22 protein-coding genes are annotated in these 24,814 nt (G+C 56.8%); 9 read left to right on the top strand and 13 right to left on the bottom strand.

Annotated features, from left to right (window positions below; genetic code table 11):
* Nucleotides 1–47: 47 nt before the first annotated feature.
* Both GOX88_RS02860 and GOX88_RS02855 read right to left on the bottom strand, forming a co-directional pair.
* Nucleotides 48–896: a DUF4396 domain-containing protein gene (locus tag GOX88_RS02860; protein ID WP_170398941.1), complete on the bottom strand. Its 849-nt coding sequence runs from the start codon at nt 894–896 to the stop codon at nt 48–50.
* Nucleotides 897–979: 83 nt separating this feature from the next.
* The gene (locus GOX88_RS02855; protein ID WP_170398938.1) at nt 980–2,671 is read right to left on the bottom strand and encodes a thiamine pyrophosphate-binding protein; all 1,692 of its coding nucleotides are present in this window, start codon (nt 2,669–2,671) and stop codon (nt 980–982) included.
* Nucleotides 2,672–3,084: 413 nt separating this feature from the next.
* Here GOX88_RS02855 and GOX88_RS02850 point away from each other — a divergent pair, with 413 nt between their 5' ends.
* On the top strand, nt 3,085–3,255 hold the full coding sequence (locus tag GOX88_RS02850; RefSeq protein ID WP_170398935.1) for a hypothetical protein: 171 nt from the start codon (nt 3,085–3,087) through the stop codon (nt 3,253–3,255).
* A gap of 44 nt (nt 3,256–3,299) precedes the next feature.
* Nucleotides 3,300–3,980 (top strand): phosphatase PAP2 family protein, encoded by a 681-nt coding sequence (locus GOX88_RS02845; protein WP_170398932.1) that lies wholly within the window; start codon nt 3,300–3,302, stop codon nt 3,978–3,980.
* A 1,329-nt stretch (nt 3,981–5,309) separates the two neighbouring features.
* Here GOX88_RS02845 and GOX88_RS02840 read toward each other — a convergent pair.
* Nucleotides 5,310–5,939 carry a hypothetical protein gene (locus tag GOX88_RS02840; RefSeq protein WP_170398929.1) on the bottom strand — a complete coding sequence of 210 codons (630 nt, stop codon included), beginning with the start codon at nt 5,937–5,939 and terminating at the stop codon, nt 5,310–5,312.
* A gap of 187 nt (nt 5,940–6,126) precedes the next feature.
* On the bottom strand, nt 6,127–6,696 hold the full coding sequence (locus GOX88_RS02835) for a YcbK family protein (RefSeq protein WP_170398927.1): 570 nt from the start codon (nt 6,694–6,696) through the stop codon (nt 6,127–6,129).
* Nucleotides 6,697–7,051: 355 nt separating this feature from the next.
* Here GOX88_RS02835 and GOX88_RS02830 point away from each other — a divergent pair, with 355 nt between their 5' ends.
* Genes GOX88_RS02830 through GOX88_RS02815 form a run of 4 tightly spaced genes read left to right on the top strand, consistent with a single transcriptional unit; the run spans nt 7,052 to nt 11,291 of the window.
* Nucleotides 7,052–8,656, top strand: coding sequence for a L,D-transpeptidase family protein (locus tag GOX88_RS02830; protein WP_170398924.1), 1,605 nt, complete (start codon nt 7,052–7,054; stop codon nt 8,654–8,656).
* A 35-nt stretch (nt 8,657–8,691) separates the two neighbouring features.
* The gene (gene lpxD, locus GOX88_RS02825) at nt 8,692–9,783 is read left to right on the top strand and encodes a UDP-3-O-(3-hydroxymyristoyl)glucosamine N-acyltransferase (protein WP_170398921.1); all 1,092 of its coding nucleotides are present in this window, start codon (nt 8,692–8,694) and stop codon (nt 9,781–9,783) included.
* A gap of 32 nt (nt 9,784–9,815) precedes the next feature.
* Nucleotides 9,816–10,073, top strand: coding sequence for an acyl carrier protein (locus GOX88_RS02820; protein ID WP_170398918.1), 258 nt, complete (start codon nt 9,816–9,818; stop codon nt 10,071–10,073).
* Between the two features lie 9 nt (nt 10,074–10,082).
* The gene (locus GOX88_RS02815; protein WP_170398915.1) at nt 10,083–11,291 is read left to right on the top strand and encodes a beta-ketoacyl-[acyl-carrier-protein] synthase family protein; all 1,209 of its coding nucleotides are present in this window, start codon (nt 10,083–10,085) and stop codon (nt 11,289–11,291) included.
* Between the two features lie 63 nt (nt 11,292–11,354).
* On the opposite strand, the gene GOX88_RS02810 is transcribed toward GOX88_RS02815, so the two are convergent.
* Nucleotides 11,355–11,963, bottom strand: coding sequence for an invasion associated locus B family protein (locus GOX88_RS02810; protein WP_170398912.1), 609 nt, complete (start codon nt 11,961–11,963; stop codon nt 11,355–11,357).
* A gap of 427 nt (nt 11,964–12,390) precedes the next feature.
* Here GOX88_RS02810 and GOX88_RS02805 point away from each other — a divergent pair, with 427 nt between their 5' ends.
* The gene (locus GOX88_RS02805; protein WP_170398909.1) at nt 12,391–13,932 is read left to right on the top strand and encodes a helicase HerA-like domain-containing protein; all 1,542 of its coding nucleotides are present in this window, start codon (nt 12,391–12,393) and stop codon (nt 13,930–13,932) included.
* 45 nt (nt 13,933–13,977) lie between these two features.
* On the opposite strand, the gene GOX88_RS02800 is transcribed toward GOX88_RS02805, so the two are convergent.
* From GOX88_RS02800 to GOX88_RS02770, 7 genes are all read right to left on the bottom strand, one after another.
* Nucleotides 13,978–14,229, bottom strand: a complete 252-nt coding sequence (locus tag GOX88_RS02800) for a hypothetical protein (protein WP_170324935.1) — start codon at nt 14,227–14,229, stop codon at nt 13,978–13,980.
* Nucleotides 14,230–14,416: 187 nt separating this feature from the next.
* On the bottom strand, nt 14,417–15,730 hold the full coding sequence (locus GOX88_RS02795; RefSeq protein ID WP_170398906.1) for a branched-chain amino acid ABC transporter permease: 1,314 nt from the start codon (nt 15,728–15,730) through the stop codon (nt 14,417–14,419).
* Nucleotides 15,727–16,737 (bottom strand): branched-chain amino acid ABC transporter permease, encoded by a 1,011-nt coding sequence (locus tag GOX88_RS02790; RefSeq protein WP_170398903.1) that lies wholly within the window; start codon nt 16,735–16,737, stop codon nt 15,727–15,729. Before GOX88_RS02790 ends, GOX88_RS02795 begins: the two co-directional genes overlap by 4 nt.
* Before the next feature lie 197 nt (nt 16,738–16,934).
* Nucleotides 16,935–17,312, bottom strand: coding sequence for a hypothetical protein (locus GOX88_RS02785; protein WP_170398900.1), 378 nt, complete (start codon nt 17,310–17,312; stop codon nt 16,935–16,937).
* Between the two features lie 725 nt (nt 17,313–18,037).
* Nucleotides 18,038–18,880: an ABC transporter ATP-binding protein gene (locus tag GOX88_RS02780; RefSeq protein ID WP_170398897.1), complete on the bottom strand. Its 843-nt coding sequence runs from the start codon at nt 18,878–18,880 to the stop codon at nt 18,038–18,040.
* Nucleotides 18,877–19,665, bottom strand: coding sequence for an ABC transporter ATP-binding protein (locus GOX88_RS02775; RefSeq protein WP_170398894.1), 789 nt, complete (start codon nt 19,663–19,665; stop codon nt 18,877–18,879). The genes GOX88_RS02780 and GOX88_RS02775 overlap by 4 nt, the downstream gene beginning before the upstream one ends.
* 106 nt (nt 19,666–19,771) lie before the next feature.
* The gene (locus tag GOX88_RS02770; protein ID WP_170398891.1) at nt 19,772–20,953 is read right to left on the bottom strand and encodes an ABC transporter substrate-binding protein; all 1,182 of its coding nucleotides are present in this window, start codon (nt 20,951–20,953) and stop codon (nt 19,772–19,774) included.
* A 165-nt stretch (nt 20,954–21,118) separates the two neighbouring features.
* Between GOX88_RS02770 and GOX88_RS02765 the strand changes: the two genes are divergently transcribed.
* Nucleotides 21,119–22,216: a PQQ-dependent sugar dehydrogenase gene (locus GOX88_RS02765; RefSeq protein WP_170398888.1), complete on the top strand. Its 1,098-nt coding sequence runs from the start codon at nt 21,119–21,121 to the stop codon at nt 22,214–22,216.
* A 7-nt stretch (nt 22,217–22,223) separates the two neighbouring features.
* On the opposite strand, the gene GOX88_RS02760 is transcribed toward GOX88_RS02765, so the two are convergent.
* Nucleotides 22,224–23,228 (bottom strand): GlxA family transcriptional regulator, encoded by a 1,005-nt coding sequence (locus GOX88_RS02760; protein WP_170398885.1) that lies wholly within the window; start codon nt 23,226–23,228, stop codon nt 22,224–22,226.
* Nucleotides 23,229–23,397: 169 nt separating this feature from the next.
* Between GOX88_RS02760 and GOX88_RS02755 the strand changes: the two genes are divergently transcribed.
* Nucleotides 23,398–24,768: a class II 3-deoxy-7-phosphoheptulonate synthase gene (locus GOX88_RS02755; protein ID WP_170398882.1), complete on the top strand. Its 1,371-nt coding sequence runs from the start codon at nt 23,398–23,400 to the stop codon at nt 24,766–24,768.
* Nucleotides 24,769–24,814 lie beyond the last annotated feature (46 nt).

The raw sequence follows: 24,814 nt of genomic DNA, 5'->3' as shown, positions 1-24,814 counted from the left end.
GACTTATGAGGTTTTCTCGGGGTCGCTTCATGCTGCAGACGGGCTACTTAGAATCTGATCTGCACAAATTTTGATGTCAGCCACAGTGCTACGAAAAGGATTGCGTAAGTCGAAAAAATCCACGTTGCAATGTTTCCGACGGATAGACTTTTCATTTGATGATGCCCCGCCATTTGGTGCCCATCTTGACCCGCCATTACATGGTGCTCTGGCGAAACATGCCCAAGCGCTGGCGCCGGGCCATCAGCACCGGGAAGCGTCATGCAGCCGTGCTTCAGGTGGTTCGCCACCAACCATCGGTTCATCGGAAAAGCGATCACCGCTCCGACAACGGTTGCAAGGCTCATACGGAACCAAAATTGTGGGGTAAGCGGGTCCTCCGATCCCGGCCACGCGGCCGCAAGTAGTACCATCGTAGGGATCATTCCGGTCATAACCATGTTCATCGAGACCGTTTCCGCAAAGAACGTCTTACGAACGGCCTGTCCGTAATTCCCGAACATCGGCATCATCATCAGCGCTTGAAAGATGAACAAACCGGACACAAATCCGAAGACGTACTCGATTACAATGTCCCACCCATTTGAAAGGCTCAGAAAGTGGACCAGTATGGCAGCTAATATGATACCCGTAGCATCACCTGCAACGCAGTGCATCTCGCTGTTGATACCTTGTTTCCAAGTAGCGCGCGTATATTGGTCGTGACCTCCTGGGAAAGGGCGGCGACACGCAAGCAGGTAGAAAAACAAACCGATCGGGCCAGTGTATAGCGTCACGAGAATCCAAGCAGTCCGTTGAACCCAGCTTGTCACTCCGTTGCTGATCGAATCCCGGATGACAAAGCCCACGCTGGCACCCGTTAACAGAAACCACACGAGCATCGCTCCATTCAGCATAACAGTTCCCTCAATTCCGTAGAAAGATCGCGCTTGTCGAGCTTGTTGAATTGATCACGTCAGCGTTTTTTTTGGCTAACGCTCTATCTGCATCGATTGGGCCGACCATTGTTCCGCGCAACCTGATTGCCCCATCGCAAGAGATTGACGTTGCAATCGTCCCGGTCGATAAGAACTTCAATCAGGCAAAGACCGTTATGGTCGATGGCCGTTTTGATGGCATTGTCTAACTCGCCTTCTGTCGTGACCTTGCACCCCCAAGCGTTGCCGTCTCCGGCGCTGAACACGTCGATCAGGCCGGCGTAGTCCCAATTCTTGATGGTGTTGTAGGGGCCGTCGTGTATCTCAACTTCGATCGTGTAGCCGCCGTTGTTAATCAGAAAAATAATCGGCTTTGCGTCGTACCGGATCATAGTCGAAATCTCTTGGGCGGTCAGTTGAAACGAACCATCCCCGATGCATGAGATCAACCGACGCTCTGTGTTCCCCAACGCGTACCCCAGTGACGCGCCGACGGACCAACCAATGGACCCATATTGCATCTGTATCTCGAAACGAGTGCCCTCGGGCAAGTTGGTCTCCATGCCGTTGAACCAGGAATCCCCTGTTTCGACGAGTAGCGTGCTGTCTTCATCCAGCATCTTTTGAACACGGGCGAAGAGTTGGCGAACGGTCACCGGTGTGTCAGCTTCACTGGGTTCTGGTGGGCTTAGCTCCGTTCTGACACGTTCAAAGGCTGTAACAGCACCTTTGTTCGGACTTACCTTATCGGCCAGCATATCCAGAAATTCATCCATGCGAACATTGCTGAAATGCGTGTCACCCAACTGAACCGATGTCGGATGAACCATAATTGCTTTACTAGGATCGAAACCAAGCTGGTGACCCGTTGTGGTGTAGTCGGTGAAAACAGGGCCGACGAATAGCAGTCCGTCTGCGGCGTCGACAATTTCTCCACAGCCCGGCGTGCTGACAGGCCCCCAATAGATCCCCATAAAACTGTCATTTGCTTCAGATAGAAAACTCTTGGCATTGGGCATCGATGCTTGCGCGTATCCACAGTTGGCCGCAAGTCTGCGCAATTGGGACTCTGCCTGACCGGCGCGCACTTTGCTTCCTGCAACAAGTACTGGCCGCTCTGCAGCGTTCAGGAACTCTGAAACTTGCGCCACCGCAGTCGCCAACGTGTTCGGATCACTGTTGGGCTGTCTGGCGAAACTGCGGGGCACGGGTGCCGACGTCGGCGCACCTGCTATGTTCGAGGCGATTTCGATATAAACCGGTTTGCGCCGGATCATTGCAGTATCTATTGCCCTGTCGATTGCCACAGGCGCGAGCGAGGGATGATGGATCGTGACGGCCTCAGCAGTTACACGAGCAAACATCTCTCGCTGATAGTCGTAATCGACCTCTCCAAGCGTGTGGTGCAGGTATTCCCACTCGGCCTCAGAGTTTGTGTTCGGCCCACCGGATATCGCGATCATCGGAAGATCTTCGGCATAGGCGCCTGCAACGGCATTCAAAAGGCTCAATCCCCCGACAGAAAAAGTCACAACGGCTGCAGACGGCCCTCCTGTGGCGCGGGCATATCCGTCTGCCGCATAACCGGCGTTGAGCTCGTTACAGCAACTGATCATTCGCAGATCCCGATTGCCAAGCAACTCATCCAGCAGCACCAAGTTGTAATCGCCAGGAACCACAAAATAGTCTTTTACCCCAGCTTCTTGCAGTCTTTTTGCTAAATACGAACCGACAGTCCATCGCTCAATTGCCATGCCATTATTCCAATACAAGTTGTTTAATGAACTGGTCATATCCTAATTGAGAGGGCCGGATTTGCAAAATCGAGAGATTGGAGCAAGACTGGAACTTCCGGATAGGACTCGACGCGGCCGAATGCACTCGCAGCATCCAAATCTAATGGTAACGGTGGCTCAGGCCTCAAATTTCCCGCCTATGCTTGCTGCAGAGAATGACCGCAGCGAGCCCAAAGTCCAAATGCTTCGTTGCGCGCCAACGTCCGATCTTCGGAATACGGCCATGCCATCCAATCAACGAAAATCTTTAACACTATCTACGCAAATAAGGCATTCGGTTGATATTTTTTGCTTAAGAATAATTAATCAAAGCAAAATATTTCGGACAACGAGGGCACCCACATGAGACTCACCTGAGAGGAGTGAGTATCATGAAAAACTTTGCTGCTTTGGGTCTCGTTGCCATGACCCTTTCACTAGTCGGCACCGGCGCATTCGCGGAATGCTACTTTGGAAACGATCCCGTGACCGGGATGGAAACAATCATCTGTAACAAAGATGGTGGCTTCTCCAGCTGGGGCACAATGATCGCCGAAGCTTGATCTCTTTAGAAAGAAACTTCGAACTCATTAGGACGGTTGACGCTATGACCAAAAGTACTGTTGCTGCTATTGCCCTTGTAGCCTTCGCTGGACCTGCTGTTTCAGAACAGTTCTATCCGGCCGGCAGTCTTGAGAGCGTGGAACTCATCGGACCACCGGCGGAACCTGGTACGATGGAGTTCGACAAGGAAATGTTTGCCGTCATGTGGCTGCAAGAAAGCAGAACCCAAGACCAAATCGACTTTGTCCAAAAGTCAGTTGATCTGGAACGGTTCGCCCCCATCGTGGCAACTGGGTTGTTAAATGTCGATACCGAGGTCCTTAACCAAACGCTGGACCAGATTATTGATGAGGTTCGCGACGACTATAACGCGGTCAAAGCAAACTATGATATCCCGCGCCCATTTGTTGCCAATGAAGACGTTGAACCGGTCGCAACGGCCTTCCCTGTCACGTCATATCCGAGTGGGCATACGATCCGTGCAATAGTTTACACGTCTGTTCTTTCGGACATTTTTCCTGAGCATTCGGATGAGCTTGAGGAGCTTGGTCGTAAAATCGGTTACGGTCGTGTCATAGGCGGCGTCCACTATCCGATGGACGTTACCTCCGGACAGGTACTGGGTAACGCTTACATGGACGTCATTCGTGAACAGCCGATCTACCACGACGCCCTGGATGAAATCAAAGGTGACAACAGGGGATCGGATTCGGTCGGCCACTAAAACTGCCGGTTCGGGAAAACAGGTTTGGCTTGTGCCGCTCAGAGGCGCCGTTCACCGCTGATGTCCCGACCCAGGCCGTCGCCTGTAGGCATCATCATAGCCGGAACCACAGGCAAGTTTGCATTCAACTGTTCGGGCTTAGATAAGGCAACCAAAGAGTAGGACTTTCTGTTCCCGATTTTCCAATGCGGCCGTTGGTGACGGCGCAGCGAAAACGCTATTTGTCCGCTCACCAGCCATTTTCAACCCGGTGCTGAATGTCTGGTTCTCGCGGATTGCGAAACGCTGCACAAGCGAAGCCTCAAATGGCGATGGAGGTCCGGAATGGGCTTAGAGCCGACATTCGTGAGTTCAACAATAGAGAGGGTCTTCCGGGTTTAGACGGCGTCTATGTTATACTGGCTTGGTGGCTCTACGGGGAAGCCAGTGGCTTAACAACAAGGAGGACCGAGATGGAACATCAACTGATGATAGGCGATACGTTCCCGCACCCAACCCACTCGCGCCACCAGAGATGCCATGTTCGGGGTATTGTAGACGGTTTGCTTGTGGCGAGGTGGTGGCGACTGTCCAGACAGTATTGGCAGTACGAAGTCTTCGACCCGGACGAATTCCAACTAACAGCTCATGCGAAAGCTGGGTGACACGGCGAGAGATCGCTTGCTGCGTCTTTCTGCCTGCCTCATATCAAGGCTGTGACATGGCCTAACCGAATCCCGTTTGATCTCCACAAGGAACTTGAGGCCTGCCGGGTCGATAACTGGCAGGCGGTGCTGCGTATCTGGGCTAAGCGCCACGGGCTCAAGTTCAAAATCCATTGGTGGCGGCAGTTAGAGACAAAGATCGCCGATCTGCATTCAATGCGCTTCACCCAATGCGCTTCATAGCCACTCCGCAGGATCATTGGGCGGCCATCCGGGAGTGGTTGGAAAAACATAATGTACCCGCGCCTGAGAAACTGCCGGAATGGCCCAAGCCGGATTCGGTGAGGTATTAGAGCAAACAGGGGTGAGCCCCCGTTTCCCGGTTTTGGGTTCCAAAGTTCATGGTCGAAAACAGGAACAAACGAGGCCTTTGGGGTGAACATGAGTATTAGCGCTGCCCTCCAAAGGCAGAGGCCAGAGGTTCGAATCCTCTCAGGTGCGCCATACACTTCAATAAGCCTCAGCTTCTAATATGCATCGTGCGAAGAATTGCCTTCCCTGCTGATCGCATGTCGTTGAACATCATAGCTTTCACGAGCTTCATGGCAATTATGATCGATGCGTAGCGCGGAATTACAATCCGTTGGGCAAGTTGAGTGACTTGTTGTATCGGAAATTGACCCAGCTACTGGTCATCTTTTTCATATTGGCGCATGGCATCCACGACGATCTGGCGGCGGGATTCATCTTCAAATTTTACGATGTCTTCCATTTCCATTATGTCGGCAATTCGATCTGCTGTAAGCTTTTTTTCAAGGCGCGCTTCAACGATGGGTCTTACCCTGTCTAAAGCCACCTCAAGCTCTTGCATATGTTCCAGTATTGGCGCGTACGCTCCTCCAAAAGCGAGCGCGGCATACTGAAACATAGTCTCCGCGGTAAGACCTTGGGCAAGCAAATACTGGCCCTCGTCGCTCCGGTAGTAATCCGCCAATGCGGCTATCTCATCGTCTGTCAGAATCTCTAAGTATGCGGCAACGGTGGTACTGCGCACGTCCGAAAAGATTTCGGCTTCAAAATCACCCAAGAGCTCATCTAAAAAACGATCAGGGTCAATGATCTGGGCGCCGAGTTTTTGAAAGAACGGCTCAAAATGAATTAATGCACGTCGTTTGAGCGCGCTTATTCGCTCTTCAAAATTATTCGATGCACTATGCTGTTCGAGAATATATTGTGCATCGGTCTCTGGGTCCGCCAGCGACGGTATTGTGGTTCCTAAGAGCAGGCAACTTGCGAGAACAAGAGTCTTTTTCATGCGCTCGCAGCTATTGGGAAAATCTGGCCATTTTGTGTTTCTGTCGATGATGCCAATGTATGCAATTGGCCTTAAGCGAAAGGGTAGCCAGATTTTTATGTCGCTTCCCGTCCAAAGGGTTTTTGCGACTGCCCAAAAAACAAAGAGCGCCCAAGGGCGCTCGTCGTTTCGAAACTGTGCGGGGTGTTTAGCCGCCCCAGCTGCGGACCTGACCGCAATCCATGTGGACGAAGTTCGAACGGGAGTATTTGCCCACGCCACCTGCGCGGCAGGACATGGCCGCCTTGGCCATCTGCGAGACCGAACGGGACGACAGGCGCAGGTCGGCGGCCTGACCTTTCATATGCAGCGAATTCTTGGCAACCCGACGCGAGCGCGACCGCAGCATCGCGTTGGTCTGCGGCGAGCGATAACCCGAAAGCAGCATGTACGGTTCGTTTACATCCAGAAGATTGTGTGACGCCGCCATGATGTCGATGGTGCGCAGGTCCATGTCCTTGACCTGATCGGTCCGCCAGTCACGCATGAATTGGTTGACCTCTTTCACGGCGTCTTTGATGTATTTTCCATCGACCCAATAGATCATGTCGATGCGTTCGCCGGTGCGGCCGGAATACATACGAATACGGCGGATGTCGCCACCGCCGCGAAGAAATCCTGCCGCATTGGAATAAGTCGGTGCCGCCACAACTGCCGTAGCCGCGAATGCGCCCAGAAGGGCACGCCGGGTCAAGCCCGAGGTACTGCTCATCGTCATTTTAGTTTCGTCCCGTACTAGTTCCTGCCTGCGCACGATGTTACGCGCGCGTTCTTAATTTTTTCCCATCCCAGATGCGGGATTTATGACACAGTCGCGAAAATCAGCCAAGAAGTCTTTCAAAATCACCTTTTCAAGGGGGAATTTTCGGCAGTTTTTTGCGCAGGTGGCGTAATTATGTATAATCCAGAGGCATTTGGCGGCGCTATTCCGCCGGGCGATGCAAACACGCATCACGCTCTGACAGATGCGCCGCGGTGATACATTTGTGAATAGACAAGCTGCACGGGACGCAATCATAGTTGATCGGCACGCTCCCCAGCGGCGTAAAATAGTGAATAATCAAGGCCATCCCATGTTCTCAGGTTTTCGGACGCGTTCTAGTATTTTTTTAACGGCATGTTTTCTGGCTTCAGCATCGATCGCAGGCGCAGAAAAACGGCCGGCAACGGCTTATCAGATGGCTGTCGCGGAGTTTGCCCCCTCGGGGTCAGGGATAGCGGAATTTTACCGGGAAAACGGATTTGCACCAGTTTGGGTGGGGGAATCGCCTGAGCACCTGGCGCGGCGGGCGCGGTTGATCCGGGCCTTGTCGGACACCGATATGCACGGTCTGCCGCAGGGCTCGTACAGCGTTCAAGCGCTTTTGGAACAGATGCAGAATGCCCGCACGACACGCGATCTTGGCGCGGTCGAGATTCAATTGAGCCGCGCGTTTGTGGAATATGCCCGCAACCTGCAATCCGGCGCGTTGCGCCCCGCTGCGATTGACGATGGGCTGGTGCGGAAGGTCGCGCGGACCTCAGCCAAGGACCATCTTCAGGCTCTGATCGCGGCGGAGAACGGCAGCTATTTTGATCAGCTTGCCCCGCAATCAGCGCAATACCGGGCGTTGATGAAGCAGAAACTGGTTCTGGAAAACCTCGTGAACCAAGGCGGCTGGGGGCCGACGGTTCCAGTGTCCAAGCTGGAATACGGTGACACGGGGCCGGATGTAATTATGCTGCGTAACCGTTTGGTTTCCATGGGTTATCTGCGTCCAACGGCCAGCCCGGACTTTGACGATGCTTTATTGGGTGCCGTGCAGGCGTTCCAGACTGATCACGGTCTCGCGGCCGACGGCGTTGCCGGTCAGGGCACGATCACCGAACTTAACCGCAGCGCCTCGGATCGGCTCAAGGCGGTCTATGTCGCGCTGGAGCGCGAACGCTGGTTGCCGCGCGAACGGGGCGAACGTCACATTCTGGTCAACCAGACCGATTTCTCGGCCAAGATCGTGGATGACGGGGCGATCACTTTTGAGACCCGCGCCGTGATCGGCAAGAACACCCATGACCGCCGCAGCCCCGAATTCTCGGACGAGATGGAGCATATGGTCATCAACCCCAGCTGGTATGTCCCACGCTCGATCATCACTAAGGAATACTTGCCCAAGCTGAAGTCCAACCCGAACGCGGTCGGTCACATCCAGATTACTGATCGCAGCGGCCGTCAGGTCAATCGTGGTGCCGTGGATTTCACCCAGTTCAATGCGAGCAACTTTCCGTTTGCGATGCGTCAGGCGCCCGGAACCAGTAACGCGTTGGGGCTGGTAAAGTTCATGTTCCCCAATAAGTACAACATCTATCTGCATGATACGCCGCAGAAAAGTCTGTTCGCGCGTGAGGTGCGGGCGTTCTCGCATGGCTGTATCCGCCTGGCGCAGCCGTTTGAGTTTGCATATGCGCTGCTGGCCAAACAGGAAGAAAGCCCCAAGGCGTTTTTTCACCGGGTCCTGAATACTGGCAAAGAGACTACTGTGCATCTGGAGCAGCATGTTCCGGTCCACATCATCTATCGTACGGCCTTTATGGGACCGAAGGGAAAGGTTCAGTATCGCCGGGATGTCTATGAGCGGGACCAGAAAATCTGGGCTGCTCTGCAGAAAGCAGGGGTAGCCCTGCCGGACGTTCAGGGGTAATCAGCGGGGCAGGTCCTTAATCCGGGAAGCCCGATATGCACTACACCATCCAGCAAATCGCCGATGCCCTTGGGGCGGAAAGTCAGGGCGACACCAGCCTGATTGTCGAGCGCGCCGCCGAGCCGGCGGATGCCGGGGCGACCGATCTGGCGATGGCGATGTCTCCGAAATATGCCGAGGCTTTGAGCAGTGCGTCAGCACGGGCCGCCGTCTTGTGGGAAGGTGCCGATTGGCAGGCGTTGGGTCTGGAAGCGGCGATTTTTGTGCCCCGGCCGCGTATGGCGATGGCAGGGGTGACCGCAATGCTGGATCGCGGGCAGGGGGTCGAGCCGGGGATTCACCCCTCGGCGGTGATCGACCCAACGGCGGAAATCGGCGAGGGTGCCTCGATCGGACCACTGGCCGTCATCGGCGCGCGGGTGAAGATCGGCAAAGGCGCTGTGATCGGGCCCCATTGCGTGATCGGGATGGATGCCGTTCTGGGCGATCAAGCGATGCTGCGCGAGATGGTCAGCATCGGTGCGCGTGCGCAAATCGGTGACCGCTTCATTGCCCAACCCGGTGCGCGGATCGGCGGTGACGGGTTCAGCTTTGTGACGCCCGAAGTGTCCGGTGCCGAAAACGCGCGCAAGACGATGGGCGATCAGGGCGACGCACGGGCGCAAAGCTGGCTGCGCATTCATTCTCTGGGCGCGGTTGAGATTGGTGACGACGTTGAGGTTGGTGCCAATTGCACGGTCGATAATGGCACGATCCGCAATACCTGCATCGGAAATGGCTCGAAGCTGGATAACCTCGTGCATGTCGGCCACAACACCCGTGTCGGACAGGATTGTCTGCTATGCGGCCAAACCGGCGTGTCCGGTTCGGTAGAAATTGGCAATAACGTGGTGCTGGGCGGCCAGACCGGTGTGGTCGACAACATCTTTATCGGCGACGGCGTGATTGCGGGAGGCGGCACCAAAATATTGTCCAACGTGCCTGCGGGTCGCGTGATCATGGGCTATCCGGGCATCAAGATGGACACTCATACCGATATCTACAAAGCGCAACGTCGTTTGCCCCGAATGGCGCGTGACGTAGAGGCGTTGAAAAAGGCTGTTTTCAAACAGCCTCCGAGTGATTAAATCATCCTCAACGGGATAATCAGAGGACCGACATGAGCATCACCGACCGCGTCATCGCAATCATTGCTGAGCAGGCCGTGCTGGAGCCTTCTGACGTCACTCCCGAAAGCACGCTTGAGGATCTCGGAATCGACAGTCTGGGTCTGGTCGAAAGCATCTTCGCCATCGAGGAAGAGTTCGACATCTCGGTGCCGTTCAATGCCAACGAACCCAAGGCCAGCGATTTCGACATCTCGAATGTCGCCGCCATCATCGCCGGTATCGAAAAGCTCGTGTCGGAAAAGGTCTGACCTGAGCCAATGAAACGCGTCGTTATTACCGGGGCCGGCACGATCAACTCGCTGGGCCATTCGGTCGCCGATACGCTTGAAGCCATGCGCGAAGGGCGTTGCGGTATCTCAGATCTTGAATTCCGCGATGTCGAGCGGCTTTCTATCAAAATTGGCGGTCAGGTCCGTGGGTTCGAGGCCGAAGGGCGGTTCAACCGCCAACAAATGAGCCTGTATGACCGGTTCACTCAATTCACCCTGACAGCCGCCAAAGAAGCGATTGATCAATCCGGGATCGAGTTTCACGGTGATCTCGCCGCGCGGTCCGGTGTGGTTCTGGGTACTGCCGGGGGTGGTGTTTCGACCTGGGACGACAACTATCGGTCAGTCTACGAAGACGGCAAGAACCGGGTTCACCCGTTTGTCGTGCCCAAGCTGATGAATAATGCCGCAGCCAGCCACGTGTCGATGGAGCACAACCTCAAAGGCCCCAGCTTTACTGTCTCGACTGCTTGCGCATCGTCAAACCACGCCATGGCGCTGGCATTCCAGATGGTGCGCAGCGGGGCGGCCCCCGCGATGATCACCGGCGGGTCGGAATCGATGTTGTGTTTTGGCGGCGTGAAGGCCTGGGAAGGGTTACGGGTCATGTCCCGCGATGCCTGCCGCCCGTTCAGCGCCAACCGTAACGGGATGGTTCAGGGCGAAGGTGCCGGTATCTTCGTTTTCGAAGAATACGAACACGCCCGCGCCCGGGGTGCCGATATCCTGTGCGAGGTGGTGGGTTTTGCCATGACCTCGGACGCATCGGACATTGTGATGCCCAGCAAACAAGGCGCGGCACGAGCCATGGCGGGTGCCTTGGCGGATGCGCGTCTGAATGCGGATCAGGTCTGCTACATCAACGCGCACGGCACCGGCACGGCCGCGAATGACAAAACCGAATGCGCCGCCGTTGCCGATGTATTCGGCCCGCATGCAGATGATCTGATGATCTCATCCACGAAGTCCATGCACGGTCACCTGATCGGTGGAACCGGCGCGGTCGAGTTGCTGGCTTGTATCATGGCGCTGCGGGATGGCGTAATCGCTCCGACCATCGGCTATGAAGAGCCCGACCCCGAATGCGCGCTGGACGTTGTGCCCAACGACGCCCGCGAAGCAAAGGTCGAGGTTGCCCTGAGCAACGCGTTTGCCTTTGGCGGGCTCAACGCGGTGCTTGCGCTCAGGAAGGTTTAAAACAGCAAACCAGCTGAAAAAAAACGTCGCCGTTCGGACACGGCGACGTTTTTTTGTCGTGCCTTAGTTCTGGTTCACGCTTAGCCCGTCGAACCCGGCGGTGAAGCCTGAAAGGGACATCTCCAGCTGCACCAGCTGAGTGGGCGCATGAACCGAAACCATAGACATCTGTGCCTTGCTACCGGCTTTCATCGCGTCGATATCGCCTTGGGTAAAGCCCAATTGGGCAATGCAGCCGACGGGGGTACAGGTGTGATAGTTATAGCGTTTGCCCGGCGCCCCATCGATCGAAAATGCCAGCTGCGCCTGCAGAAGAATTTCCAGAGGGACGATGACGGTTGCTCCTGCTATCGCCGGGGCAGTCTCGGGCAGTTTTTCAATGGTGATTTCCGCAATGGGCTGACGCTGCGGGCCCAGCAGAATTTGCCGCAAGGCGCAGGGGTCGTTGTCTGTGCCGGATTTGATGCACGTAACGGACCAGTCTCCGACCTCTTCTTTGACATATTGCTCGCCAACGCGAGGACCGCTTTCGCCCAGATCGAGATTGCTTCCCGCCTCTGTCTGCGGCGCTTCGGCTGCGGGCTGGCTTTCCTGCGTCGTTTCCTGCGCGTATACGGCACCGCCGCATAGAACAGCGGCCATTACGTTGAAAGAGAGAAGTTTCTTGATCATGAATGCCTCGGCAGAGTGATTGAGCTTTTTTGTGGGTCTTACCACCGTTCGATCACGGTGTCAGGCACTAAGCTGAGCAAACGACCGTATGTGATCGGTTTTTTGCCGTTTACCAGCGTTTCCGGCCAATGAAAAAGGGAGCCGGTGGAGCGGCTCCCTTCCAGAATTGTTCTCCCCGTCGGACTGGCCGACTTAGTTATGGGCAGACGTTACGAAAGGCGGGCGCAGCGGTCAACTGCAAACCTTAAATTTTAACGGTAGATACAGCTTTCCGTTAAAAAAACCGCGCCCGAAGGCGCGGTCAGTCGACAGGGAGGAAGTTTGCCGCCTTGCACCATTCGCGACGAAGGCGGCGATTTGACTATCGCAGTCAAAGGTTAACTTTGTATGCTGGGGGCAGATCGGTGGAAATTAAGGCCTTACATACATGGAAAATAACATTTTTCTGGGCGGTGCGGGCGACGACTACAGCCAGCCTCAGTCCCTGACGTTGAAATATGCCAATCGGCACGGGTTGATTGCCGGTGCGACGGGCACGGGCAAGACGGTCACGCTGCAAATCCTCGCCGAAGGGTTTTCGCAAGCCGGGGTTCCTGTGTTCCTGTCCGACGTCAAAGGGGATTTGTCTGGATTGGCCAAGGCGGGCAGCGAAACCCACAAGCTGCATCAGGCGTTTCAGGATCGCGCAACACGCATCGGATTTCAGGATTACGCCTATGCCGCGTGCCCGGTGACGTTCTGGGACCTGTTCGGTCAGCAAGGCCATCCGGTACGCACAACCGTGACCGAAATGGGACCGTTGCTGCTGTCGCGTCTTATGGACCTGAGCGAGGCGCAGGAGGGTATTCTGAACATCGCTTTCCGGGTCGCGGATGAAGAGGGGATGCCGTTGCTGGATCTCAAAGACCTGCAAGCCCTGTTGGTCTGGATTGGTGAGAACCGGGCGCAATTGTCTCTTCGTTATGGCAATGTCTCAACCGCGTCGATCGGGGCGATTCAACGGCGCTTGCTTGTGCTGGAAAACCAGGGCGGAACCAACCTGTTCGGCGAACCAGCGTTGGAGCTTGCCGATCTGATGCGCACGGATGCGAACGGGCAGGGGATGGTGAACATTCTGGCCTCGGACAAGCTGATGGGCTCTCCGCGCCTGTATGCAACCTTCCTGTTGTGGCTGCTAAGTGAGCTGTTTGAGGAGCTGCCCGAGGTCGGTGACCCCGACAAACCCAAGCTGGTCTTCTTTTTTGATGAGGCGCATCTGCTGTTCGAAGACGCACCCAAGGTTTTGGTCGACAAGGTCGAGCAAGTCGCGCGGCTGATCCGGTCCAAGGGTGTTGGGGTGTACTTTATCTCGCAAAACCCGGCGGACATCCCCGAAGACATTCTGGGGCAGCTCGGTAACCGGGTGCAACACGCCCTCCGCGCGTTCACGGCCAGGGATCGCAAGAACCTGCGTCTGGCCGCCGAAACCTATCGCGAGAACCCGGCCTTCGACACCGAAGCCGCAATCCGTGAGGTCGGCGTGGGCGAGGCAGTGACCTCGATGCTGCAGAAAAAAGGGGTTCCGGGGATCGTGGAACGCACCCTGATCCGCCCGCCCGGATCGCAGCTTGGGCCAATAACCGAGGCCGAGCGTCAGGCTGTTCTGGCGGCCTCACCCATGCAGTCCAAATACGGCACGTTGAAGGATCGCAGGTCTGCGTTCGAAATCCTTCAGGGCCGAGCGGATGAGGCAGCCAAAGCCGCTGCCAAAGCGGAAGAGGAGGAAGAGACGCAGACTGTAGCAGAACGCGAATTCGCCACAGCCCGCCGGTATTCCGGTGGCCGTGTGGGTCGATCATCCTCCCGGGTCGTGCGGAAGAAGGATACCTTTGCCACCGCCATGAGCGAGGCTGTCATCAAGGAACTCAAAGGGACAACTGGTCGCCGTATCGTCCGCGGTATTCTGGGCGGGCTGTTTCGGGGCCGGTAAGTGCAGGGCGCCGCGCGGTGTACCTGTCGCCCGGCGCCGATCCCGTTACTTCAGGCGACGCTGGCCTTCCTGTTTGCAGTAGGCATCCGCCTCGGGCACCGACATCTTGGTGGCCGGGAAATCGATGGCCCGGTCCCAGGACACGCGGTCATGCCGGTACAGCTGACACGTCACCACACCCTTCGGGGTCTGGACCTTGACCGGCGTGGTCTCCAGATCTTCGGGTGACGGGATACATGCGGCCAGACTGGCGACGACTGGCAGCATGAGGATCTTGGGGAAAATGGAAGTTTTCATCTGTCGTCTTCTTACTCTCGAGAGGTGGCCTGTAGTTTCAGCCCCGATTGACTAATTAAACGTGAAGGCGATCTGGCGCAGGTCCGGAATGTGCCCAACGATGATTTCGTCTATTCACGTTCGGCTCATGAATCAAGAAACCGCGCCGATTATGTGGCGCGGTTCCAAAATTTCTCCGGAATGTGATCTATTTCTCGGGGATCAGGCCCCTTGGACTGAATCTGAGAACGATCAGCAGGATCAGGCCCATGGTCAGCAGGCGCATATGTGCGGCACTTCCGACCAGATGCGCCTTGAGCGCACTGCCATCGGGCAGACCCGCCGTAATCAGGTTCATCAGCCACAGGCCTATGGGTTCGACCTGAACCCAAAGGAACCAGATGACGAACGCGCCCAGAACCGCGCCGAAATTGTTGCCCGAGCCACCGACGATCACCATCACCCAGACAAGGAAAGTAAACCGCAGCGGTTGGTATGCACTTGGGGTCAACTGACCGTCCAGAGTGGTCATCATCGCGCCCGCGATACCGCAGATGGCTGAGCCCAGAACGAAAATCTGCAAATGGCGGCGGGTGACGTCCTTGCCCATCGCCTCGGCCGCGACTTCGTTGTCACGAATGGCGCGCATCATGCGGCCCCAGGGGCTGTGAAGGGCTTTTTGCGCCATCCACAGCAGCACCAACAGCACGATGAGGAACAGAAGCGAATAGCCCAGTTTGACCGAAAGGGTCGAGGCCGTGACCGGGTCCAGCCCCAACCAATCGGCGCGTGCTACAAAGCCGGGATCGTTTTGTAGGTCGACCTCATAGCCAACAACCGGTGCCGGGCGCGGGATGCCGTAAACGTTCTTGACGCCCCGGGCCAGCCAATCCTCGTTCTTCAGGATCGCGATGATGATCTCGGCGATACCCAGCGTTGCAATCGCAAGATAGTCCGAGCGCAGACCCAGAGCGGTTTTGCCGATCAGCCAGGCTGCACCCGCAGCCAGCAGGCCCCCGGCGGGCCAGGCCAGCAGTACAGGCAGGTTCAGCCCGCCAAGGTTGCCGGCGACCGCAGGCTCAATCGCCTCGACAGCTGCCGTGTTGGGATCAAGCACAGCGCGGTAGATAAAGAACCCGACGATCAGAATTGCGATGATCGACAGGGTTCGCACCCGGCCTTTCGGCATCTTCTGTGCCACCAGCACTGTGGCCACGACAGTCGCGGCCCCCAGCAGCAAAGCCAGAACGATACCGTACCCGCCAGCAGACCATGCTCCGGGCGTGGTCGGGGTCGAGACCAGCACGACCGCCAGCCCGCCCAGCGCGACAAAACCCATGACACCGACGTTGAACAGCCCGGCAAAGCCCCATTGCAGGTTCACCCCAAGCGCCATGATGGCCGAGATCAGCCCCATGTTCAGGATCAGGATCGCGGCGTTCCAGCTTTGCGTGAATCCGGTCAGCAGGATCAGGCCACCGACAACAGCGAAAAGCAGCGTATTTTTGACAGGCTCGGTCATACCGCTTTCCCCTTAAACAGACCCGTAGGTTTGAACAGCAGTACGATCAGCAGAATCACGAAACTGACCGCGAATTTGTAGTCGGTGGACAGGAATTGCACCAATCCCGACGGCTCCAGGCTTTCCGGCGCCAGATAGGTCAGCACCTTTTTCCAGGCATAGGTGATCGTCACCTCGGAAAAGGCGATGATGAAACCACCTGCAATGGCACCCAGAGGGCTACCGAGGCCGCCCACGATGGCCGAGGCAAAGATCGGCAGCAGCAGTTGGAAATAGACAAAAGGCTTAAAGCTCTTGTCCAGCCCGTAGAGAACCCCGGCAGTGGTCGCCAGTGCAGCGACAATGATCCATGTGATCATCACCACGCGTTCGGGGTTGATGCCGGACAGCAACGCCAGATCCTCGTTGTCCGAATAGGCGCGCATCGACTTGCCCGTGCGGGTCTTGTTGAGGAACCAGAACAGTAGCGCCACGGCGACAACGGCCACGATCACGGTAATGCCCTGAGAGGTCTTGATCGCCAGCCCCTCACGCAGCCCGGTCATGTCGCGGAAATCCCGCGCCGAAACGATGAACCTTGCGCCGTCCGAGAACCTCTGATCGTCGGGTCCGATTATGAACCGCACCAGGCCGTTCATGATGAACATCACGCCCATCGACACGATCACAAGAATGACCGGTTTGGCCTTTTGTTCCCTGTAGAACCGATAGACCAGACGATCGGTGATCAGCACCAGAACGATACAGCCCAGAATGGCAAAGGGCAGGGCCAACAAGGCGGTCGGCAGCGGCCCGAAACTAACCCCGGCGGCCTGCAGGCCCCAAGTAACCAGCACGGCGATCATCGCGCCAAAGGCCATCGTGTCGCCATGGGCAAAGTTCGAAAACCGAAGGATGCCATAGATCAGAGTGACGCCCAGCGCCCCCAAAGCCAGTTGGCTGCCATAAGCAATTGCAGGCACCAGCACAAAATTCGCAAGCGCGACCAGCGCGTTTAGTATGTCCATCTCACCTTCTCATTCCGTCGGGTGCGGCCTTATGGCATAGCAGTGAGCAAAGACACAATATTTCAGGTGTTTGGGGATGCCGAAATCCTCAGAAAATAACGGCATTTTCGCAACGTGACCTAGGTGGGCTATAACGCGCCGGACTGGTTCACCCTTTTCCGGCGCGTGTCAGGTTCGTTACTGGCGCAAATGTGCGGTCAATTCAGAGACTGGCAGGCGCCACGGTCGTTTCGTTGCTGGCCAACAGTCGCTCGAACTTCAAGCTGCCCCGTGTCGGACTTTATGGTGTAGCCGACGCTTGTGGTTCCATCGATATGCAGGAATTCCTGCGCGCCGAGGCTGGGGTATACGAGAACTTCATGTTCCTGTCCTTCAGCCAGCAGAAGACCTTTGGATTGGCCTTCGAGCTTTTTCAGCGTGACTTGATGCGCTGGGTCAATGGGCTTGCAACCGCCGGGGTTGCAGCTTTCGGTAATCTGGCACTCGTAAACAACGTCCCCTTCCGCCGGGTTTTGCGATACGGCCTGCGCGGTCGCGGGCAAGGCAATAGCGGCAAGCGCTGCCAGATATTTCATGATGTGTCTCCTGAATGGGGCATCCGCCCGAAATGGTTGAGAATCGTGCTTTCGATTCCCGCGGTTCGCGCGCCGTGAGTACGTGTGGAACGTGGCGAAAATTTAGCCGACGGGAGAGGTTTCAGGAGGTTGACGAACAGCCTTTAGATCGTTGTAAATGAACGGTTTTGGTTGTTCGTGCTGAAATTTTCAGAAAGCGCGATCACAGTTTAGCCGTAATCTAGTAGAGCAAGCGGATCGAGAGGTTTCAAGGCGCAAGAACGAAGTTGGAGAGCGCCACAAGGGCGTTGAGGAAGTCCATTAGTCAAACCTCGAGTTTTGATCGCACTTGACGATCAAGCGTTGTTCACGATCAATGACGACGAAATCTCCGTTCTCACCGACTTCAATTATCCAAGAGAATTCAAGATCTTGGATTTCCGGGTCTGACAATTTCACGCGATCCTTGAACATATAGCGATATGCGGTCAGAAATTCCCGACCAAGTGCCTCCGATGTCGATGAAAAATTTGCAAAATGTCTAGAATTACCCTTCAAGGAAGGGTCATCTGGACCGATTATTGCGATAACTCCCGATATGGAAATGTCAGTGCAACTTTGACCTAGCTCACAGTGTCTTGTCGCGTCACAATCCAATAGTTTAAGCGGAGGAAATACAACGTCTGCGGAACTGAAGTTTGCGTATGCCACGAGGAAAGCACAGGCAAGAATAGCACTTCTCATACTCACCCCCCCAAGAAACTCTTACGCACCTCCGGATCGGCCAACAGTTCTTTGCCAGTGCCGCTATAGGCGTTGCGGCCCTGAACCAGCACATATCCCTTGTCCGCAATCTCCAGAGCCTGACGGGCGTTCTGTTCGACCATCAGGATCGGCAGACCGGTGCGAGAGACCTCGATGATCCGGTCGAAGAGTTCATCCATCACGATGGGCGAGACGCCGGCGGTCGGTTCGTCCAGCATCAGCACCTTAGGCTGGGTCATCAGCGCGCGGCCCACGGCGACCTGTTGGCGTTGACCGCCCGACAGCTCTCCGGCCGGTTGGTTGCGCTTGTCGCGCAGAATGGGGAACAGGTCATAGACCTGCTCCATCGTCTGGCTGATATCGTCGCGGCGGATGAAGGCCCCCATTTCGAGGTTTTCCTCGACTGTCATGGACGTGAAGATATTCGAGGTCTGCGGTACGAAACCCATGCCTTTGATCACGCGGTCCTGAGGCGAGAGTTTGGTGATATCCTCGCCATCAAGCCGTACGGAACCGGCACGAACGTCCAGCATCCCGAACACGGCCTTCATCGCGGTGGACTTACCGGCACCGTTGGGACCGACGATGACGGCGATTTCACCCTTGTCGACGGCGATGGTGCAGTTGTGCAGAATGTCCGGCCCCTTGCCGTAGCCGCCTGTCATGGTGTCACCGATCAGGAACGGACCACCGCCGACATAGTGCGTTTCACCGCTGGTCTGATGGGCGGGTGTCATGGTGCCCGCTCCATGGGGATTGGTGATCGTCGCGTCCTTGTTGCCGTGATCGTCCTGATAGGGATTGTCGCTTGCGCCAGCGGTCATGTTTGGGCCTCCAGCTTGTCTTTGTTTTTCAGGCCGGTGCCCAGATACGCCTCAATCACGTGCTCGTTGGCTTTGATCTCGTCCAGAGTGCCCTCGGCCAGAACCTTGCCCTCGGCCATGCAGATGACCGGGTCGCAGATCTTGCCGATGAAATCCATGTCGTGCTCGATGACCACGAAAGTATAGCCGCGCTCCTTGTTCAGGCGCAGGATCGTGTCGGCGATGGTCATCAGAAGCGTGCGGTTCACGCCCGCGCCGACCTCATCCAGAAACACGATCTTGGCATCGACCATCATGGTGCGGCCCAGTTCCAGAAGTTTCTTCTGCCCGCCCGAGACCTGACCCGCCTTGTGGTCGGCCAGGTGTTCGATGGTCAGGAACTCAAGCACCTCGTCGGCCTTGGCGCGCAGGGCGCGTTCTTCGTCGGCGATGCGTTTGCGGCCAAACCACGTGTTCCACAGCGTCTCACCCGATTGCGCGCCGGGGACCATCATCAGGTTCTCGCGGCAGCTCATCGAGGAAAACTCATGCGCGATCTGGAAAGTGCGCAGCAGGCCCTTGTGGAAAAGCTTGTGCGGGGGCAGGCCGGTGATGTCTTCACCATCCATGACGACGCGGCCGGAGGTCGGAGGCAGAACGCCCGCGATCACATTGAACAGGGTGGTCTTGCCAGCGCCGTTCGGTCCGATCAGGCCGGTAATCGAACCCTCTTCAATCTTTAACGAAGCGCCATCCACCGCGTGGAAGCCGCTAAAATGCTTGTGCACGTCTTCAACGACGATCATGGTTTTCCCTTGTCTTTACCCCGAAAACAGAGGTGCAGCCTTTTGTCACTGAAAAAGCCCGGGCACAAGGCCCGGGCTACTCTGATTAGACTGAATTGACGCTGAATTAGCGGTAATTAACCGTCTTCATCTCGCCGTCGATCACTTCGATCTCACGGTAGGCACCGGCGCTTTCACCGGGGCCGATCAACTCAACACCCGATGCACCGACATAGTCGATGTCTTGACCGGCGGCGAGCAGTTCCAGACCTTTGGCCAACTCGCCCGGATAGATCTTCTCACCCGGTTCGTTGGCGACATCCATGATCTTGCTGCCGTAGTCTGCGGGGTTGCTGGACCCTGCGGCCTGCATCGCCAGCAGGAACAGCGCTGCGGCGTCATAGGATTCGGGAACGAAGATCGACGAGCCGTCAAAGCCTTCGCCTTCGGCCATGGCAAAGAACGAATCCGCGGCCTCGCTTTTCGAACCCGGCGCCTGACCGTAGGAACCATTCAGATCCGGGCCAACGTTTTCGGGCAGCGAGTCACCGATCATGCCGCCCGGCAGGCCGAACGTGTCGAAAGCACCGCTGTCCAGCGAGGATTGGATGATGCCCAGACCACCCTGGTCCAGATAGCCCGCCACGACCAGAATGTCGCCGCCTGCCGATGCCAGCGCGCCAACTTCAGCCGAATAGTCCGCCTTGCCGTCTTCGTGCGCGGCAACGATGGTGACTTCGCCACCCAGCGCTTCGAACGAGGATTTGATCGCCTCGGACAGGCCCTTGCCGTAGTCGTTGTTGGTATAGGTCAGAGCGATCGAGTTGACGCCACGCTCTTTCAGGATGTCGGCCATGATCTCACCTTCGCGGGCATCCGACGGCGAGGTACGGAAGAACAGGTCGTTGTCTTCCATCACCGACAGGCCGGGCGAGGTGGCGGACGGCGAGATCATCACCATGCCGTTCGGCACGGCGACGTTTTGCAGGATGGCGCCGGTCACGCCCGAGCAGTCACCACCGACTAGGCCGTTGATGCCTTCAGCAACCAGACGTTCAGCATTGGCGGTGGCCAGCGCGTTGTCGGCGCAGCCGGTGTCGGCACGTACCGGGGTTACGGTCGAACCGTCCAGAAGCTTGCCCGATTCCGAGACTTCTTTCATCGCCAGTTCCGCGCCGGCGGCCATGGCAGGCGACAGCGATTCAATCGGGCCGGTGAAACCGAACATAATGCCCAGTTTGACGTCTTCGGCCATGGCGGTGCCAGCCAGCAAAGCGGTTGCTGCAGTTGCGGTAAGCAGCTTTTTCATGAGGTTACTCCCTGAAGTGGTCTTCAAACTGAGCACGACCCTAGGCAAGCTGCCCGGAAAAGAAAAGTCCTAACGCAGATGTGTCCTTGCCGCCTATACTTCCTATAGTTTTTGTTGGGTGTGTCCCGTGGCTTAGCGGCAGACGTTCCGCAGATGGAGAGTTAAATGTTAAGAGTTTTTGCGATTCTGGTGCTGTTGTTTAAGGCCGGTTGGGTCAGTGCCGATATCGTTCAGACATCATCCGGCCCCGTCCAGGTCAGTCCGATGATTGACGGTCTGGATACACCATGGGCGATCGGTGTCCTGCCGGACGAAGGGTTTCTGGTCACTGAACGCGATGGTGAACTGCTATATGTGTCGGACGGACAGGCAAAACGCGTCAGGGGTGTGCCCAAAGTGGCGGCGAACGGGCAGGGCGGGTTGCTGGATGTCACAATCGCGCGCGATTTTGCGCAAACCCGAGAGATTTTTCTGACATTTTCAAAACGGCAATTTCGCAAGGCCGGAAATGCGGTGGCTGTCGCGCGCCTGTCCGAGAGTGGCGATCGGCTGACCAAAGTGCGGGTGATATTTGAGGCGGTGCCCGGTGGCAGAACGGGCAAGCATTTTGGGTCGCGCGTGGTTGAGGCCGATGACGGGACATTGTTCGTCACGATCGGTGATCGCGGCGACCAGCCGGCCGCTCAGGACACGACCAATCACATGGGGTCGGTGATCCGTATCAACCGCAATGGTACGGTACCGGGCGACAATCCCTTTGTCGAAATCGATGACGTGCGCCCCGAGATCTGGTCGTTTGGACATCGCAATCCGCAAGGGGCGGGTCTGGATGCGCAAGGGCGTCTTTGGATTTCGGAACACGGGGCAAAGGGTGGGGACGAGGTCAATCTGGTGCAGCCGGGATTGAACTACGGTTGGCCTGTCATTTCCTATGGCGTTCACTATTCCGGTGACAAAATCGGAGAAGGTACAGCGAAACCGGGCATGGAACAGCCCGAGCATTATTGGGACCCGTCAATGGCTCCATCCGGGTTGATGGTTTATTCCGGCAAGCTGTGGCCCGAGTGGAAAGGCAATATCTTCGTCGGCTCGCTGAAATTCGACTATATCGCGCGGCTGGCGGGATCGCCGCTGCGCGAGGTCGAGCAGATCAAAGGCCCCGAGACCGAACGCGTGCGCGATATCGTCGAGGCCCCGGACGGATCGATCTGGTTCATTTCGGTCGGGCAGGGGGCGGTCTATCGCATGACGCCGGGCACTTAGGGTCGGGTCATATCGACAACCGATCACCCTGCGCACCACGCTCGCGATAGGGCGTCGTGTTGTAATGCGCCCGGTAGCATTTCGAGAAATGCGACGGGCTGGCAAACCCGCAGGCCAGCGCCACGTTGATCACGCTCATATCCGTCTGCATCAGCAGGTTACGCGCCTTGTGCAGACGCAATTCCATGTAATAGCGCTTGGGCGAACGGCTGAGGTAGCGCCGGAACAGTCGTTCAAGCTGCCGGGTCGACATGCCGACATCTTTCGCCAGAATCGAAGGCGAGATCGGTTCTTCGATGTTCTTTTCCATCATCAGGATGACCTGACTCAGCTTGGGGTGACGCACGCCGATGCGGGTCGGGGTCGACAGGCGTTGGGTGTCCTGATCCGTGCGGATCGAGGAATAGATCATCTGATCCGCTACCGCATTGGCAAGGTCCTCGCCATAGTCATCAGCGATGAGCTTCAGCATCAGGTCGATGGATGATGTGCCCCCCGCCGTGGTCATCCGGTTCGCATCGACGATAAAGACCGATTTGGTCAGTTCGACCTCATCGAATTCCTCAACGAAACTGTCTGCGTTTTCCCAATGGATCGTGGCGCGTTTGCCGTCCAGCAGCCCGGCCTTGGCCAGCGTATAGGCCGCAGTGCACAGACCACCGATGCGCAGGCCCCGCCGTGCCTCGCGGCGCACCCAGTTCAGCACTTTCTTGGTGGTCGCGGCCTGCACGTCCACGCCGCCGCAGATCAAAACGACATCATCGCGTTGAAGTTCGATCAGGTCCTTGTCCAACTCGAATGTCGTACCAGCTGAACAATTGACCGTTTCGCCACCCTCGCCCATCAGGGTCCAAGTATACAGCGTCTTGTCCGCCATACGGTTGGCAATCCGCAGGCTGTCCAACGCTGAAGCGAATGACAGCAGCGAGAATTTGTCCAACAGGACAAATACGTAATTTCGCGGGTTGGCCGCAGTGTCTTCCACCGTGACAACTTGGCGTTGCTCTTGCATGGCGAGGTGTCCTTGATTCGGCGCTTCGAGACGTTACGTCCGGCGACAGATTTGACAGCCACCATGATCAAAGCTTGTTTCCCGCGTCAAGAGGCCCAAATCGGATATGGTCAGTCTTCAATGCATTTTGTATAGAGACGACCTGACTACTTCAGCGGAGATCAAAGCTATGACCGAATGGCAAAAAACGAACTGGCGCAACAAGCCCCGGGTTCAGATGCCAGACTATACCGACGAGGCCTCTTTGGCCAAGGTCGAGGCCCAGCTTTCACAGTATCCCCCGCTGGTCTTTGCCGGTGAGGCGCGGCGTCTCAAGCAACATCTGGGTGCCGCCGGTCGCGGCGAGGCCTTCCTGCTGCAGGGTGGGGATTGCGCCGAAAGCTTCGAGCAATTCAGTGCGGATGCGATCCGTGACACGTTCAAGGTGATGCTGCAAATGGCAATGGTGCTGACCTACGGCGCCAAAGTGCCGGTGGTGAAAGTTGGCCGTATGGCGGGCCAGTTCGCCAAACCGCGCAGCGCGCCGACCGAGGTTGTGGATGGTGTGGAACTGCCCAGCTACCGTGGTGATATCATCAACGAGCTGGCCTTCACGCCCGAAGCACGTATCCCGAATCCCGGCAAGATGCTGCAGGCCTACACCCAGGCCGCCGCAACGCTGAACCTGCTGCGCGCGTTCTCGACCGGTGGTTTTGCGGACATGAGCATGGTGCATTCCTGGACGTTGGGCTTCACCGACGAGCAGGATGTCAGCAAATACTCGGAAATCGCCGACCGTATTCAGGACACCATCGACTTCATGCACGCAGCCGGAATCACGGCGGACACCACGCATGAGTTTTCGACCGTCGAGTTCTACACCAGCCATGAAAGCCTGCTGCTGGAATACGAAGAGGCGTTGACTCGTCTTGATTCGACCTCTGGTAACTGGCTGGCCGGTTCCGGCCACATGATCTGGATCGGTGACCGGACCCGTCAGACGGACGGCGCGCATGTGGAATTCTGCCGCGGTGTGCTGAACCCGATTGGTCTGAAATGCGGCCCGACCACGACGGCCGAAGACCTCAAGGTTCTGATGTCCAAACTGAACCCTGAAAACGAAGAAGGCCGCCTGACCCTGATCGCGCGTTTCGGCGCGGGCAAAGCGGGTGAGCACCTTCCGCGTCTGGTTCAGGCCGTTAAGGAAGAAGGCGCCAAGGTGACCTGGGTCTGCGACCCGATGCACGGCAACACGATCAAATCGGCGACCGGCTATAAAACTCGTCCGTTCGATTCCGTGCTGCGCGAGGTGCGCGACTTCTTTGGCGTTCACCAGGCCGAGGGCACCATCCCCGGCGGCGTGCATTTCGAGATGACCGGTCTGGACGTCACAGAATGCACCGGCGGCGTGCGGGCTGTGACCGAAGAGGACCTCTCGGATCGTTACCACACCGCCTGCGATCCGCGTCTGAACGCGTCGCAATCGCTGGAACTGGCCTTCCTTGTCGCCGAGGAGCTGACCAATCTGCGCCGCAATGGCAGCAAACGCGCGGCCAGCTAAGGTTCAAACCTTTCAGGAAAAAGAAAGGCGGGCCATTCGGTCCGCC

The sequence above is a fragment of the Ruegeria arenilitoris genome (genome assembly GCF_013030985.1).
GTDB lineage: Bacteria > Pseudomonadota > Alphaproteobacteria > Rhodobacterales > Rhodobacteraceae > Ruegeria > Ruegeria arenilitoris_B.
The sequence above is the reverse complement of the archived record's forward strand: the minus strand, read 5'-3'. Positions and strand labels throughout refer to the sequence as shown.

Coding starts and splice junctions, on each gene's coding strand:
- GOX88_RS02765 (WP_170398888.1), top strand. CDS start 21,119: ATGTTAAGAGTTTTTGCGATTCTGGTGCTGTTGTTTAAGGCCGGTTGG.
- GOX88_RS02755 (WP_170398882.1), top strand. CDS start 23,398: ATGACCGAATGGCAAAAAACGAACTGGCGCAACAAGCCCCGGGTTCAG.
- GOX88_RS02785 (WP_170398900.1), bottom strand. CDS start 17,312: ATGAAATATCTGGCAGCGCTTGCCGCTATTGCCTTGCCCGCGACCGCG.
- GOX88_RS02815 (WP_170398915.1), top strand. CDS start 10,083: ATGAAACGCGTCGTTATTACCGGGGCCGGCACGATCAACTCGCTGGGC.
- GOX88_RS02810 (WP_170398912.1), bottom strand. CDS start 11,963: ATGATCAAGAAACTTCTCTCTTTCAACGTAATGGCCGCTGTTCTATGC.
- GOX88_RS02790 (WP_170398903.1), bottom strand. CDS start 16,737: ATGGACATACTAAACGCGCTGGTCGCGCTTGCGAATTTTGTGCTGGTG.
- GOX88_RS02860 (WP_170398941.1), bottom strand. CDS start 896: ATGCTGAATGGAGCGATGCTCGTGTGGTTTCTGTTAACGGGTGCCAGC.
- GOX88_RS02760 (WP_170398885.1), bottom strand. CDS start 23,228: ATGCAAGAGCAACGCCAAGTTGTCACGGTGGAAGACACTGCGGCCAAC.
- GOX88_RS02780 (WP_170398897.1), bottom strand. CDS start 18,880: ATGACCGCTGGCGCAAGCGACAATCCCTATCAGGACGATCACGGCAAC.
- GOX88_RS02795 (WP_170398906.1), bottom strand. CDS start 15,730: ATGACCGAGCCTGTCAAAAATACGCTGCTTTTCGCTGTTGTCGGTGGC.
- GOX88_RS02830 (WP_170398924.1), top strand. CDS start 7,052: ATGTTCTCAGGTTTTCGGACGCGTTCTAGTATTTTTTTAACGGCATGT.
- GOX88_RS02850 (WP_170398935.1), top strand. CDS start 3,085: ATGAAAAACTTTGCTGCTTTGGGTCTCGTTGCCATGACCCTTTCACTA.
- GOX88_RS02835 (WP_170398927.1), bottom strand. CDS start 6,696: ATGACGATGAGCAGTACCTCGGGCTTGACCCGGCGTGCCCTTCTGGGC.
- GOX88_RS02820 (WP_170398918.1), top strand. CDS start 9,816: ATGAGCATCACCGACCGCGTCATCGCAATCATTGCTGAGCAGGCCGTG.
- lpxD (WP_170398921.1), top strand. CDS start 8,692: ATGCACTACACCATCCAGCAAATCGCCGATGCCCTTGGGGCGGAAAGT.
- GOX88_RS02800 (WP_170324935.1), bottom strand. CDS start 14,229: ATGAAAACTTCCATTTTCCCCAAGATCCTCATGCTGCCAGTCGTCGCC.
- GOX88_RS02840 (WP_170398929.1), bottom strand. CDS start 5,939: ATGAAAAAGACTCTTGTTCTCGCAAGTTGCCTGCTCTTAGGAACCACA.
- GOX88_RS02855 (WP_170398938.1), bottom strand. CDS start 2,671: ATGGCAATTGAGCGATGGACTGTCGGTTCGTATTTAGCAAAAAGACTG.
- GOX88_RS02845 (WP_170398932.1), top strand. CDS start 3,300: ATGACCAAAAGTACTGTTGCTGCTATTGCCCTTGTAGCCTTCGCTGGA.
- GOX88_RS02775 (WP_170398894.1), bottom strand. CDS start 19,665: ATGATCGTCGTTGAAGACGTGCACAAGCATTTTAGCGGCTTCCACGCG.
- GOX88_RS02805 (WP_170398909.1), top strand. CDS start 12,391: ATGGAAAATAACATTTTTCTGGGCGGTGCGGGCGACGACTACAGCCAG.
- GOX88_RS02770 (WP_170398891.1), bottom strand. CDS start 20,953: ATGAAAAAGCTGCTTACCGCAACTGCAGCAACCGCTTTGCTGGCTGGC.